We start from the raw sequence: 12,803 nt of genomic DNA, 5'->3' as shown, positions 1-12,803 counted from the left end.
CCCCCGCCATCACCACTCGAGCCCTCTCGGAGGCACCAATGACCCAGACCTCGCTCGACCGGCCGCATCCCGACCGGCCTTCGCCGCGGACCACCGCGCGCCTGCTCGACGCCTCGAGCGAGCGCTCTCTGGAATCGCTCGCGCTCGGCGTCGGCGCCGGCGCATTCGTCGTCGTCGCGCTCGTCGCGCTGATCGCCTTCGGGTTGCAGGCGGCGCCGATCTCCGGGCCCGGCTCGGTCGGCCAGTTCGCGGCGATCGCGTCGGCGGTGGTGGCCTTCCTGGCGGTGATCGGGGGTCGCATCCTCGTCCGCCGGCACGGCGAGCAGCACCGCCTGGGGGTGCTCGACTACATCGATGGCGCGGCCCTCGCCTTCGCGCACGCGGTCATCGCCCTCCTCGGATGGACCCTGCTGGCGGTGATCCTCGAGCAGGCCTTCATCGGCGCCGAGGTGTTCGCCGTGTCGGTGCTGGTGCTCTCCGGTGCGACGGCGGCGATGAGCGGCTACCTCGCCTTCTACTCCGCCACCCACATGGACCTGCAGCTGCTGGCGGTCGTGCTGGCGGTGTTCCTGGTGTTCGGGGTGCTCGCGAGCATGCTGACCGCGAGCGACCCGGACTGGTGGAAAGACAACCTCAGCGCGCTCGGCATGTCGTCGAACGTCTCGGCGTTCGCGTTCAACATCACGATCATCGTGGCCGGCTTCCTCGTGACGACCCTCGCGCGCTACTCCACGCGCGGCATTCCCACGACGAACCCGAAGGGCGTCGGGCGGGTGCGCGTCAGCCTCATCGTCGTGGGCGTGTTCCTGGCCATGGTCGGCGTGTTCCCGGTGGATCGGTTCTTCGCCCTCCACACCGGCGTGGCATCCGGCATGGTCGTCGCGTTCGGCGTGCTCGTCATCGCGCTGCCGAGATGGATCACGGGGATGCCGCGGCCCTTCATCCTGCTCGGCTGGCTGTTCCTCGCCGTGACGCTCGTGCTGGCGGTGTTCTTCTTCATCGGCTACTACACGCTGACGGCGGTCGAGCTCGTGGCAGGCATCCTCGTGTTCACGTGGATCGTGCTGTTCATCCGCAATGCGGCCGCCCTGCAGCAGGACGAGGACAGGGCGACGTCAGCGGGTTGAGCCCGACCGCTCCCAGGGGAGGGGCGCCGGCGGCAGCTCACGGGCGAGGTCTTCGGGCGTGATCAGCATCTCGCGCGCCCGCGTGACGATGAGCCACGCCGGCAGCACGATGATGCAGAGCATCGGCAGCACGGTCACGTCGTCGACGAGGGCCACCGCCACGAACAGGGCGACCCAGCCGTCGCGGGCGATCGCCAGAACGACGCCGAGGATGCCGCACGCCACCGCGAGCGACAGTGCCAGGCCGGGCAGCAGCGCGCCGCCGAGCAGGCCCGCCGCGACCCCGAGGAACACCGCCGGGAAGATGCGGCCGCCGCGGAACCCGGCCGATGCGGCGACGACGAGTGCCGCGAGCTTGACGAGCAGGATCACTGTCAGCTGTGCGGGCGGATAGTCGCCGGGATCGGCGAGCAGCTGCTCGCTCTGGTCCAGGCCCTTGAAGAGCGTGATCGGCCCGCCGATGGCCCCGAGGATGCCGAGGACGACCCCGCCGAGGGCGGTGAAGAGCAGCGGATGCCGCAGCGCATGGAACGCGCGATGCACGAGGGGGAAGAGGTAGACGCCGACGAGGGCGAACGCGGCGGCGAGGCACGCGACGACCGAGCCGAGGAGCAGGTCGAACGGCTGGGGGGCGCCGTACGGGTCGAACGGGGCCTGTGCGCCGAAGCCGCCGCCGACGAGGTAGGTGGTCACCGACCCGGCTCCCGCCGCGACGAGCGGAAGGAACAGCTTGTCCCACAGCGATCCGCCCATCTTGAACTCGCCGACCATTCCCGTGAAGACGAGCGCGGCGGCGACGGGTGTGCCGAACAGCGCGCCGATCGTGGCCGAGATGGCGAGGGCGCCGATCAGCTGGGCGGGCACCGCCTTCGACATGCGGGCCACCAGGGCGACCGCGAGCGAGACGTTGATGGCGATGATCGGGTTCTCGGGCCCGAGGCTCACACCCCCCGCGAGGCTGAGCATGAGCACGACGGCGAGTCCCGGAAGCACCGACAGCTTCAGCGGCGTGGCGGCAAGCTCCGTCGTGGCGGAGTCGGGGCCGGCGTGCCCAGGCACGAGCCAGACCACGAGTCCCACGGCGATGCCGGTCGCGGTCAGCACGGTGAAGATCCACCACGGCGAGTCGGACGCGATCCCCAGCGACTTCGGCAGGTTCGTCCACAGCACGTCGTCGATCCGGTCGGCGATCGCGTTGAGCAGCCAGAGCGTCAGCGCCGACAGCACGCCGATGACGATCGCGGGGATCGCCAGCAGCACGAGGCGACGGACGGTGAGCTGCGGACCCGGGGGTGTGGCTGGCACGGGCGAGGCGGCGGTGGGGCCGGGCATGGCCACACCCTAGCGGCCGGGACGCCGGCGCCGCGACAGCGCGTCCGACGCGATCGCGTCGGGCGGGGCGCGTCCCCGCGACGCGGCGCCGCGCATGCGCCATGATTCGGCTGTGGACGAGCACACGTGGCATAAGCGCACCTCGACGCCGTTGATCGTCGCGAGCCTCGCGTACCTCGTCGCGTACTCCTGGCGGGTCATCGCTGATCTGCAGGGGCCGGCATGGGCCGCGGCGACGGCGGTGGTGCTGGTCACGTGGGCGATGTTCATCGCCGATTACCTCGTGCGCCTCACGCTGGCCGAGAACAGGGTGCGCTGGTTCCGCAAGCATCTGCCCGCTCTGGCTTTCGCCCTCGTTCCCGTTCTGCGCCTGGTGCGGATGCTGCGGTTCCTGACGCACGTGCCCGGCATGAAGACGACCGCCGGCGGGGTACTGCGGACCCAGATCCTCGTCTACGGCGTAGGCGCGGCGCTGATCCTGATCTACATCGCGTCGCTGGCCGTCCTCGAAGCCGAGCGCGACGCCCCCGGCGCCGACATCACGACCTTCCCGATCGCCCTCTGGTGGTCGTGCGTGACCGTGACGACGACGGGCTTCGGCGATTACACGCCGGTGACGGATGCCGGCCGCTGGGTCGGCGTCGGGCTCATGTTCGGCGGGGTGGCACTGGCCGGCGTCATCACGGCGACACTGGCGTCCTGGGTGCTGGAGCGTGCGGCGCGTGACCACGACGACGAGGAGCCGGCGACCCGCGCGCAGTTCCGCGCGCTCATGGAGAAGGTCGACGCGCTGACCGCCGCCGCGCCCGCGGCCGCGGGGCCGACCTCCGGTGAGCCGGCGGCCGGGCCGACCGAGTCGCCCGGCGCGTCGCCTTCCACCGGGTCGGTGCAGACGTTCGAGTCCCTGCACTCGACGAGCTCGGCCGGTCCGGAGGCCTCCGGAGGAGTGGACACCGGCGGCGCCGATCCGGACCGCGGAACCGAAGGCGACCGCGCACCCGACGGCAGCGGCGGCGATGCCCGTCCCGGCGGCTGAGCGAGCCCGAGACCCTGCGAGAACCGAAGAAGGCCGCATCCCGGGGGATGCGGCCTTCTCACGTGTGCCCGTCAGGAGAGCAGTTTCGCCTTCGCGGCGGAGAACTCCTCGTCCGACAGGATGCCCTGCGCGTGCAGCTGCGCGAGCTGACTGAGCTTGGCCATCATGTCGTCGCCGCCACCGGCAGGTGCGGCGGGGGCCTGAGCGGCCTGGGCGGCCTGGGCGTTCGCGACGGCCTGCGCCGCCGCCTGGTCCATGGCGGCCTGCTGCGCCTGCGCCTCGTACGCCTGCTGCTGGGCCTGGTCGTTGTACTTCTGCTGCTGGTGGCGCGCGACGCTGCCCGAGACGGCGGTGGCCGTGCCCGCGACGACCGCGGTGCGCGCTGCCATGCCGATCAGGCCGGGACGACCCATTCGTCCGAGTGGCATGTCTTCCTCCTTCAGTCGGCGTTCTCGGAGAGGAACGCGTTGACGATCGGTGCGGGAATGCCCTCGCGGGCGATGACGACGCCGCCGGCGTCGTACAGCGTCGCCGCGAAGGCCTTGGCCCACAGCAGCTCGACGACGAGGATCGCCGCCGACTTGCCGGGCTCGAGGCTGTCGGCCAGATAGAGGATGTCGTCCTGACCGGCGAGCCCTGCGAGGTCGAGCGCGGGTGCGCCGTCGTCGACCGTGTCGGACAGCTCGAACACCTCGATCTCGCCCTCCGGCGAGCGCCGTGCGAAGACGAGGTCCAGCACGTTCACCGTGCCCGAGGCGACGAGGTCGTCGATCGCCTGGAGCACCGCAGGGCCGGGGCGGTCGCCGTCGAAGGCGATCGCGTAGAACTCGATGGGGCCGTAGTCGAAGGTGGTCATGTCTTCTCCTGTTCCCGAGGCCGGCTAGTTCGCCAGCGCCTTCGCCTTGAGCGCGTCGAACTCGGCCTGCGTGATCGTGCCCGAGTCGAGGAGCGCCTTCGCCTTGGAGATGTCGTCAGCGGCGCTGCCGCCGCCCGAGCCCGCCGTCTGCCGGATGTACGCGTCCTGGGCGGCCCGCATCTCCTGAGCCTGCGCGATCGAGCGCTTCTGCATCCCGTTGCCGCGGGCGATGAGGTAGACCAGTGCGGTCAGGAAGGGTACGAAGATCAGGAAGAGGATCCACAGGGCCTTGCCCCAGCCGTTCAGCTCGTGGTCGCGGAAGATGTCGCCGATGATCGAGAAGAGCACCATCAGGTATGCCACGAAAACGAAGATCCAGAAGAACCACAGGATGAAATCCCCGATGTTGCCCATGCAGGTAGCCAATCGTTCGGGACGAACCGGAGTCCGCCTCTTCAAGGGAAGCACCCACCCCTTGCAGGTGCTCTGATCGCGACACTACAACCAAACACGCCGGAGCGGTGTGACCGATTTACGAAGTTCTGAGGCCCGATTAGCGGCATCATGTTCCCCATGACGGATGAGCCTCTGCCCGCGCCGTCGGGCGAGATCGCGATGGTCGCAGACGAGCGGCCGCGCCGCTTCCGCAACGTGCTCGCGGCCCTCGACCATCCGCTCGCGACGGGGTTCCTCGTGACCATCGGCGTGCTCGGGGCGCTGGTGCTCGGCTCGGCGATCGGCTCGATCTCGACGATCCTCGTCTACATCATCCTGGCGATGTTCCTCGCCGTCGGGCTCGACCCGATCGTGCGCATGCTGGAGCGCCATCGCGTCAAGCGCGGCGCCGGCATCGCCATCGTGTTCTGCGGATTCGCCCTCGTGATGGTCGCCTTCTTCGTCTTCGTGCTGCCGCCGGTGATCGCGCAGGTCGTGCAGCTTGTCACGGCGATCCCGGAGCTGGTCGAGAACATCCCGGATTCCGAGTGGTTCGCCCGGCTGGCTCCGGATGCGCAGGTCGCCGTGCTCGGCGCGCTCGAGCAGGTGGCAGCCTGGATCTCTGCGCCCTCGACGCTCGCGACGCTCGGCGGCGGCGTGCTGGCGGTGGGCATCGGCTTCGTCGCGGCCATCTCGGCCAGCTTCGTCGTGATCGCGCTCACCCTGTACTTCCTCGCCTCGCTCACGGCCGCCAAGCGCGCCTTCTACGCGCTGGCCCCGGCACGCAACCGCCCGCGGCTCGAGGACCTGACCGAGCGCATCACGGACTCGGTCGGCAGCGCCCTCATCGGCTCGGTCATCCTGTCGTCGATCAACGCCGCCGTGGTCTTCGTGCTGCATGTGGTGATCGGGCTGCCGTTCCCCGCGCTGATGGCGGTCATCGCGTTCATCGTCACGCTCATCCCGCTCTTCGGCTCCGTGATCTTCTGGATCTTCGCGTCGATCATCGCGCTGTTCTCCAGCCCGACCCAGGCGCTGATCTTCTTCATCGCGTACCTCGTCTACATCCAGATCGAGTCTTACGTGGTCAGCCCCCGTGTCATGAACAAGGCGATCGAGATCCCCGCGGCCCTCGTGCTCATCGGCGCCCTCGCGGGCGGTGCGCTCGCGGGCATCGTCGGGGTGCTCGTCGCCCTCCCCGTCATGGCCTCGATCCTGCTGATCATCCGCGAGGTCGTCGTTCCCCGCCAGGACCTCAAGGTCTGAGCTGCAGGCATCCGCAGACCTGCACGAACGGATGCCGCGGGCCGCGGCATCCGCTCGCGGTCAGTTCAGCGCAGAGGTGAGGCGCATGACGCCGTCGAGGAACGTGGCCTTCCCGGGCTCGCGGCGCCACTCCTCGAGGGTGAGTTCCCGGCCGGCGTCGCGATACGCCTGCTCGACCTCCCGCATGCCGGCGACGAACGACTCGCCGCGCACCAGGAGTGACACCTCGCTGTTGAGGCTGAACGATCGGATGTCCATGTTGCTCGAGCCGATCACGGCGATGTCGTCGTCGATCGAGAAGTGCTTCGAGTGCAGGATGTACGGGGCGGGGTACAGGAAGATCCGCACGCCGGCCTCGAGCAGCGCGGAGTAGTACGAGCGCTGCGCATGCCACACCATGAACTGGTCGCCGATCTCGGACACGAACAGCTGCACCTCGAGCCCGCGCTGGCACGCGCTGGTGATCGCGTAGACCATCGCCTCGTCCGGCACGAAATACGGGCTCGTCAGGATCACCTTCTCGGTCGCGCCGTAGATGAGCGACAGGAAGAGGCGCAGGTTGTTCTCGGTGTCGTACCCGGGTCCGCTCGGCACGACCTGGCACTGCACGGCGTCGGGCGCGGTCGACACCGCGAGCTGGGTGGCGGGCACCTGCGCGGTGGCAGACAGGTCCTCGCCGGTCTCGATCAGCCAGTCCGAGAGGAAGACCGTGTTGACGGATGCCACGACCGGGCCGGTCAGCCGGGTCATGAGCTCCTGCCATTTGAGGCCGCGCTTGATGTTCTTCGGTGACTCGTAGTCGCGGGCGATGAGGTTCTGCGAGCCCATGAACGCGACCCGGCCGTCGACGACGACGATCTTGCGGTGGTTGCGCAGGTCGGGGCGCTGGTACTTGCCCTTGAAGGGCTCCACGGGGAGCATCCACGCCCAGGTCACGCCGATGCGGTCGAGCTCTGCGAGCATCTTCTTGCAGTCGGGCACCTTCTTGGTCGCGACGTAGTCGGCGAGCAGGCGCACCGTGACGCCCCGCGCGACGGCACGCTCCATCGCGGAGAAGAACCCGCGAGTGGTGTCGTCCCATCCGACGATGAAGAACTCGATGTGCACGAAGTCCTTCGCGGTGTCGATCTCGGCCGCCATCGCGTCGATCGACTGCTGGTAGTGGGGCAGCAGCGTGGCCTCGTTTCCGCTGGAGGCGGGAAGGGCCGTGAGCGCCTGGTTCTGCTGCACCACGCGCTGGAACCATCGCGGCCACGAGGCATCCTGCTCTTCCAGAGCGTTCTCGGTCACCCGCGAGCGGATGATCTGGTCGATGCGCGCCTGCTCGGCGCGCCTCTTCTCCGGAAGACGGAAGCTGCCGATGAGGAGATAGAGCACCACCCCGATGCCCGGCAGGATCACGATCAGCAGGATCCACGCCATCGCCGCCGTCGGTTTTCGGCCGCGGGGGATGACGATCAGGGCGGTGATGACGATCGCGGCGTGCACGAGCACGGCGAGCGACCAGGACAGGTTGGCGAGGAAGGTCGACTCCACGAGGTCAGTGTGGCACCGTTGAGGCGGCCAGACGATGATCGGCCGCGCCGAGATCTCCGTCGGCGCGTCGCTGCGACGGAGTCCTCAGCTGTTCGGCTCGATGCGCAGCACTCCGGGCGATTCGCCGACCGCGAGGTCGTCGACGACCCGGAGCGTGCGTGCGAGGTCGTCGACGCTCCCGATCACGGTGCCGAACCGGCCGCGGTCGGAGCACACCGCCGTGAGCGTGACGAAGTGCGTGCCGGTGTCCCACGTATAGGTCGCGAAGGGCGGCGTGCGCGGGTCGGGCGGCAACGACATCTCGAGCTTCTCGCCGGCGCCCAGGTACGGGTTGCGGAAGGACTCCGTGTCGTCGTACTCCATCGGCATCATCGCCCGCGCGGCGCGGAGGTCGTTCGTCGCCTGCTGGATCTGCGCCATCACGACGACGAGCTCGGCGTCGGCCTTCCAGACCCACACCAGCACGCGGCCGGCGGCGCGCCGTATGAGGAAGGGCGCGGCCTGGCTCATCGCCCAGGCGGCGAAGCCGCTGCCCGGACGCGGCTGCCCGCCGGCCGTGGACGACTCGAGCTGCCCCGCGCCCGCAGGGCCGGCCATCATTCCGCCCGCCTCGCCCAGCAGCATCCGTATCGCCGCTTTGCGATGGCGGCGGCCGCGCCAGCCGAGCGACTCGGTCACGGGCACCCAGAGGTTCGGGTCGGCGTCTGCCTGCAGTCGGGGCATGCGACCAGCGTACGTGCCTGGTCCGGCGCGTTTCCTGGGGAGGCCGGGGAAATCGCTCGGGTACAGTTGGATGACCGCGGCGACCCCACCGCTGCCGCGCGCCCGCCGCACAGACAGGCCCCCAACCACGTGACCGATCCTGCGACGCCCGACGCCACCCCCGCCGACGCCGCGAGTCCTCGCCCGCTGACGATCCTCTACGGCGCCGACACCTTCCTCCCCCACGTGAACGGCGCCGCGCGCTTCGCCGAGCGCCTCGCCGCCGGCATGGTCGCGCGCGGCCACGACGTGCACGTGATGGCGCCCAGCAAGACGCACCGCGATCATGGCACGTTCAGCGAGGTGATCGAGGGGCAGCCGATGACGATGCACCGGCTGCCGTCGTGGCGCTGGTACCCGCACGACTGGCTCACATTCGTCATGCCGTTCCGGTCGAAGCACTACGCACGCCGAGTCCTCGACGAGGTGCAGCCCGACGTGGTGCACATCCAGTCCCACATCGTGATCGGCCGCGGTCTCACCCGCGAGGCGCGTAAGCGCGGCATCCCCGTCGTCGCGACCAACCACGTGATGGCGGAGAACGTCCTCGACTTCACGGTGCTCCCGCCTTCGTGGACGCGGTACGCCGTCAAGCTCGCCTGGGAAGACGCGGAGCGCACGTTCAAGATGACACGCGCGGTCACCACCCCGACCCGCAAGGCCGCGGAGTTCCTCGAGCGCACGATCGACATCCACGGCGTCATCCCGGTCAGCTGCGGCATCGAGGCGAGCAACTACACCGCCGACCTCACGTCGCGCGATGCGCACCGCCTCGTGTTCGTCGGGCGCCTCACCACGGAGAAGCAGATCGACGTCATCCTGCGTGCGATCGCGAAGCTCGATCCGTCGCTCGACGTGCGCTTCGACATCGTCGGCAGCGGCGACCAGCGCCGCAACCTCGAGCAGCTGACGGCCGAGCTGGGCCTCGAGGAGCGCGTGCACTTCCACGGCCACACCACCGACGACGAGTTGCGCTCGTTCCTCACGGACGCGAGTGCGTTCGTGATCGCCTCGATCGCCGAGCTGCAGTCGATCGCGACGATGGAGGCGATGGCGTCGGGTCTGCCGATCGTCGCCGCCGACGCCGTCGCCCTCCCGCACCTCGTGCACGACGGCGAGAACGGCTACCTGTTCCGCCCGGGCGACGTCGACGACCTGACCGCGAAGCTCACGAAGGTTCTGACGCAGTCGCCCGAGGAGCGCCTGCGCATGCAGCAGGCCTCCCTCGACGGCGTCAAGGTGCACGACATGCGCCGCACGCTCGACACCTTCGAGGCCCTGTACCGCGACGAGCCGCTCCCCGAGTAGGCGCCCGTGCATGTCGTGATGTTCGGCGACCAGCACGCCGAGACGCTCGGCGGGGCGCAGGTCTCGATGCGGCTGCAGCGCCGTTTCCTCGAGAAGGCCGGGCACACCGTCACGATCGTCGCGCCCGCCCGGCACGGTCCGCGGGCGCGGGCCGCGTCGTCCGACCCGGCGTACCTGGACCTGCCCTCGTTTCCCGTCACGGCCGACCGCGAGTACTCGATGACGTGGCCGGGCCGGCGTATCGATCGGCGGCTGGATGCTGCCATGGCGGCCCGCGCGCCGGTCGACGTCGTCCACATCCAGGCGGACTTCTGGGGCGCGCTCATCGGCTACCGGTTCGCCGGGCGCCACGGCATCCCGGTCGTCCACACGATGCACAACCGGCTCGACGTCGGCATCGAGGCGACGACGCCGTTCCCGGGCGTCGTGCTGCGCATGCTCAACGCGTGGCAGCGACGGATGCTCGGCACCGGTGACGCACGAGCCCGCCAGGGCGACGACGGCTGGGCGTATCTGCGCCGGTTCGCCGCTCGCGCGGCCGCGGTCACCGCGCCGTCCGCCCACTTCGCGCGGCGGCTGGAGGAGCACGGCGTCCTGCCCGGTGCCGGGCCGCGGGCGGGCGGGGCCGGGCGCCCCGCTGCCGTCGACGTGATCTGGAACGGCATCGACGACGACGTGCTCGACGAGGTGCTCACGTCGGCGGGCGGGGCGGCCGCGTCGTCGACGGACGGCGCCGCCGCGTCGGCGGACGATGCCGCCGCGGGCGGCGCTCCGCGCCGGCCGCGGTTCGTGTGGCTGGGGCGGATGAGCCCCGAGAAGCGGCTGCTCCCCTTCCTCGAGGCGCTCGCGGCGTCGGACGTCGATGCCCAGGTCGAGATCGTCGGCGGTGGTGGTCAGCAGCGGGCGGCGCAGCGGCTGGTCGAGAAGCTGCGGCCGCGCGCGACCGTGATCTTCGCGGGACGGATGCCGTACGCCCGCACCCTGCGACGCATCGCTGCCGCCGACGCCGTCGTGCAGACCTCGATCGGCTTCGAGACGCAGGGGATGACGATCTTCGAGGCGGCCTCGCTGGGGACGCCGTCGATCGTGAGCGATCCCGACCTCGCGGCCGAGCTCGGCTCAGGGTTGTGGGCCGTCGGCCACTGGGTGACCCCGGATCCGTCGGTCGCCGCACTCGCGGACGCTCTGCGGGCCGCGGCATCCGACATCTCCGCCGGAACGCCGCGCGTTCCCGACCCGGAGGTCCGCGACCGCTTTCGTCAGTCGTCGCGGACCGCCGCGATGGTCGAGGTCTACGACCGCGTCACTTCCTGAGGACGGGGTGTCGCCGCGGTAGGCGCGGCCGTTTCAGGGGAGGCGGGTGCGGTCGGTGGGGAGCTGACGGTAACCGTCAGTGCGGAGGGCGGCGATCGTCGAGAAGAGCGCCGCTGCGGAAAGGGCTGCGAGCAGAATCACCATGAACATGGCAGAAACGCTACGCTTGCATCAGTCCTGCCACGAGTGGCAGAATGGCCACGAACCGCAGGAAAACTGCCACGCTTCGAGACGCACAGCACCGGGCTCCCGCGTCGGCGCTGACCGGAGGAGATCATGATGAAGACCGTCGCCTGCATCGTCATGGATGGCTTCGCACCGTTCGAGTTCGGGGTGGCCTGCGAGGCCTTCGGCCTCGACCGCGTCGACGACGGCATTCCGCGCTTCGACTTCCGCGTGGTCACGCCGGACCCGGGCGCCGTCTCGTCGAAGATGGGCTTCTCCATCAACGTCGACGCCGACCTCTCGTTCGCCTACGAGGCCGACCTGGTGGTCGTCTGCCCGGTTCCGCACCAGTACTGGGGCCGCATCGACGAGCGTGTGCTCGACGTCATCCGCCACGCCGCGGCCCGCGGCGCCTGGCTGCTGAGCGTGTGCAGCGGCTCGTTCGTCGTCGCCGCGTCGGGCGTGCTCGACGGACGCCGCGCGACGACCCACTGGATGTACGCGCAGAAGATGAAGGAGATGTACCCGTCGATCGACGTGGACCCCGACGTGCTCTACGTGCAGGACGGCCGCATCATCACGAGTGCCGGCACCGCCGCCGGCCTCGACGCCTGCCTGCACCTGCTCCGCCAGGAGCTCGGCGCAGAGCTGACCAACATCATCGCGCGCCGCATGGTGGTGCCCCCGCAGCGAGACGGCGGTCAGGCCCAGTTCATCGCCAACCCCCTGCCGGCGACGACCTCGCTCTCGCTGGCACCCGTCACCGACTGGATGCTCGACAACCTGCGCCTCGAGCTGACGGTCGACCAGCTCGCGGCCAAGGCGCACATGTCGCCGCGCACCTTCGCCCGCCGCTTCAAGGCGGACTTCGGCGCGACCCCGGCCGCCTGGCTCGCGCGTCAGCGCATCATCCACGCGCAGCGCCTGCTCGAGAAGACCGACCTCGGCCTGGACCGCATCGCCTACGAGAGCGGATTCGGTTCGGCCGCGGTGCTCCGCCAGAACTTCGCGCGAGTGCTCGGCACGACGCCGACCGCTTACCGCGCGCGTTTCGCCTGCAACCTCGACGAGGCCTGCGATGACATCGTGATGACGGATGCCCCGGCCTCCGCCGAAGCGAGGGCCGAGGCATCCGTTCTCGAATCCGTGGCGTGACGCGTCCCGGTTCGAGCCCGGGTACGCCGCACGGGGTCAGGTGCGCTTGGTGCCGATCTCGCGGCCGTGGACGGTGAGCGCGTAGATCACGACCACGTCGATCGCGAGGAGGGCGAGGGACAGCCACGGCTGCGCCGCGATGAGTGAGAGCTGGCCGATGGCGTTGAGCGCCACCAGGATGATGGCCACCACGCGCGCCCAGGTGGCGCCGGTCAGGAGCGCGATGCCGACCAGGATCAGCAGCAGGCCGATGATGAGGTGCCACCAGCCCCAGCCCTGGACGTCGATCGAGAACAGCCCGGCGTCGGCGACGAAGTAGGCGGTGTCGGGGCCGATCAGCGCCTGCAGGCCGTGGAACGCATCGATGGTGCCACCGACGATCAGCACGACGGCGGCGAAGACGCCCCATCCTGCCCAGCCGGACGTGTTGACGGAGTTGTCGGTCATGGGAGAGATCCCTTTCGATGAGGCGAGGAACCGGTGCGGCCGGGCGAACCCGATCCGCACCCGC

At 70.0% G+C, this 12,803-nt stretch carries 13 protein-coding genes; 6 read left to right on the top strand and 7 right to left on the bottom strand.

All coding sequences use genetic code 11. The annotated features are described in order from the left end of the window. Positions 1-38 precede the first annotated feature (38 nt). Positions 39-1,127: a DUF998 domain-containing protein gene (locus tag ACN9MP_RS18360; protein WP_426322591.1), complete on the top strand. Its 1,089-nt coding sequence runs from the start codon at positions 39-41 to the stop codon at positions 1,125-1,127. On the opposite strand, the gene ACN9MP_RS18355 is transcribed toward ACN9MP_RS18360, so the two are convergent. Beyond that, positions 1,116-2,459 (bottom strand): ion channel protein, encoded by a 1,344-nt coding sequence (locus tag ACN9MP_RS18355; RefSeq protein ID WP_426322589.1) that lies wholly within the window; start codon positions 2,457-2,459, stop codon positions 1,116-1,118. The two genes, ACN9MP_RS18360 and ACN9MP_RS18355, sit on opposite strands and share 12 nt — an antisense overlap. Positions 2,460-2,571: 112 nt before the next feature. Here ACN9MP_RS18355 and ACN9MP_RS18350 point away from each other — a divergent pair, with 112 nt between their 5' ends. Beyond that, on the top strand, positions 2,572-3,495 hold the full coding sequence (locus ACN9MP_RS18350; RefSeq protein ID WP_426322587.1) for a potassium channel family protein: 924 nt from the start codon (positions 2,572-2,574) through the stop codon (positions 3,493-3,495). Between the two features lie 71 nt (positions 3,496-3,566). Here ACN9MP_RS18350 and ACN9MP_RS18345 read toward each other — a convergent pair whose 3' ends face one another. From ACN9MP_RS18345 to ACN9MP_RS18335, 3 genes are read right to left on the bottom strand one after another with little or no spacing between them, the layout of a single operon-like run. Beyond that, complete coding sequence (locus ACN9MP_RS18345) at positions 3,567-3,908, bottom strand: SHOCT domain-containing protein (RefSeq protein WP_426326121.1); 342 nt, start codon at positions 3,906-3,908, stop codon at positions 3,567-3,569. Between the two features lie 26 nt (positions 3,909-3,934). Then, a complete protein-coding gene (locus ACN9MP_RS18340; RefSeq protein WP_426322585.1) occupies positions 3,935-4,351 on the bottom strand; it encodes a DUF6325 family protein in 417 nt (138 codons plus the stop codon). Positions 4,352-4,375: 24 nt separating this feature from the next. Then, entirely contained in the window at positions 4,376-4,765 is a 390-nt protein-coding gene (locus tag ACN9MP_RS18335; RefSeq protein ID WP_426322583.1) for an SHOCT domain-containing protein, read from the bottom strand. A 159-nt stretch (positions 4,766-4,924) separates the two neighbouring features. On the opposite strand from ACN9MP_RS18335, the gene ACN9MP_RS18330 reads away from it, so the two are divergent. Continuing rightward, positions 4,925-6,052 (top strand): AI-2E family transporter, encoded by a 1,128-nt coding sequence (locus tag ACN9MP_RS18330; protein ID WP_426322581.1) that lies wholly within the window; start codon positions 4,925-4,927, stop codon positions 6,050-6,052. Positions 6,053-6,112: 60 nt separating this feature from the next. On the opposite strand, the gene cls is transcribed toward ACN9MP_RS18330, so the two are convergent. Continuing rightward, the gene (gene cls / locus ACN9MP_RS18325) at positions 6,113-7,588 is read right to left on the bottom strand and encodes a cardiolipin synthase (RefSeq protein ID WP_426322579.1); all 1,476 of its coding nucleotides are present in this window, start codon (positions 7,586-7,588) and stop codon (positions 6,113-6,115) included. Between the two features lie 84 nt (positions 7,589-7,672). Beyond that, entirely contained in the window at positions 7,673-8,311 is a 639-nt protein-coding gene (locus tag ACN9MP_RS18320; protein WP_426322577.1) for a hypothetical protein, read from the bottom strand. Between the two features lie 129 nt (positions 8,312-8,440). On the opposite strand from ACN9MP_RS18320, the gene ACN9MP_RS18315 reads away from it, so the two are divergent. From ACN9MP_RS18315 to ACN9MP_RS18305, 3 genes are all read left to right on the top strand, one after another. Continuing rightward, positions 8,441-9,658 (top strand): glycosyltransferase, encoded by a 1,218-nt coding sequence (locus ACN9MP_RS18315; RefSeq protein WP_426322575.1) that lies wholly within the window; start codon positions 8,441-8,443, stop codon positions 9,656-9,658. A gap of 6 nt (positions 9,659-9,664) precedes the next feature. Continuing rightward, entirely contained in the window at positions 9,665-10,972 is a 1,308-nt protein-coding gene (locus ACN9MP_RS18310; protein ID WP_426322573.1) for a glycosyltransferase, read from the top strand. 276 nt (positions 10,973-11,248) lie between these two features. Further along, positions 11,249-12,292 (top strand): GlxA family transcriptional regulator, encoded by a 1,044-nt coding sequence (locus ACN9MP_RS18305; RefSeq protein ID WP_426322572.1) that lies wholly within the window; start codon positions 11,249-11,251, stop codon positions 12,290-12,292. A 36-nt stretch (positions 12,293-12,328) separates the two neighbouring features. On the opposite strand, the gene ACN9MP_RS18300 is transcribed toward ACN9MP_RS18305, so the two are convergent. After that, on the bottom strand, positions 12,329-12,739 hold the full coding sequence (locus ACN9MP_RS18300) for a DUF7144 family membrane protein (protein ID WP_426322570.1): 411 nt from the start codon (positions 12,737-12,739) through the stop codon (positions 12,329-12,331). Positions 12,740-12,803 lie beyond the last annotated feature (64 nt).

The sequence above is a fragment of the Microbacterium sp. E-13 genome (genome assembly GCF_049912955.1).
Taxonomy (GTDB): Bacteria; Actinomycetota; Actinomycetes; order Actinomycetales; family Microbacteriaceae; genus Microbacterium.
Note: the sequence above shows the minus strand (reverse complement) of the source record. Positions and strands in the feature narration are given on the sequence as shown.

Bases quoted from the DNA above. Each gene is read 5' to 3' on its own strand.
- ACN9MP_RS18305 (WP_426322572.1), top strand. From the start codon at position 11,249: ATGATGAAGACCGTCGCCTGCATCGTCATGGATGGCTTCGCACCGTTC.
- ACN9MP_RS18320 (WP_426322577.1), bottom strand. From the start codon at position 8,311: ATGCCCCGACTGCAGGCAGACGCCGACCCGAACCTCTGGGTGCCCGTG.
- ACN9MP_RS18345 (WP_426326121.1), bottom strand. From the start codon at position 3,908: ATGGGTCGTCCCGGCCTGATCGGCATGGCAGCGCGCACCGCGGTCGTC.
- ACN9MP_RS18300 (WP_426322570.1), bottom strand. From the start codon at position 12,739: ATGACCGACAACTCCGTCAACACGTCCGGCTGGGCAGGATGGGGCGTC.
- ACN9MP_RS18335 (WP_426322583.1), bottom strand. From the start codon at position 4,765: ATGGGCAACATCGGGGATTTCATCCTGTGGTTCTTCTGGATCTTCGTT.
- ACN9MP_RS18330 (WP_426322581.1), top strand. From the start codon at position 4,925: ATGACGGATGAGCCTCTGCCCGCGCCGTCGGGCGAGATCGCGATGGTC.
- ACN9MP_RS18355 (WP_426322589.1), bottom strand. From the start codon at position 2,459: ATGCCCGGCCCCACCGCCGCCTCGCCCGTGCCAGCCACACCCCCGGGT.
- ACN9MP_RS18340 (WP_426322585.1), bottom strand. From the start codon at position 4,351: ATGACCACCTTCGACTACGGCCCCATCGAGTTCTACGCGATCGCCTTC.
- ACN9MP_RS18360 (WP_426322591.1), top strand. From the start codon at position 39: ATGACCCAGACCTCGCTCGACCGGCCGCATCCCGACCGGCCTTCGCCG.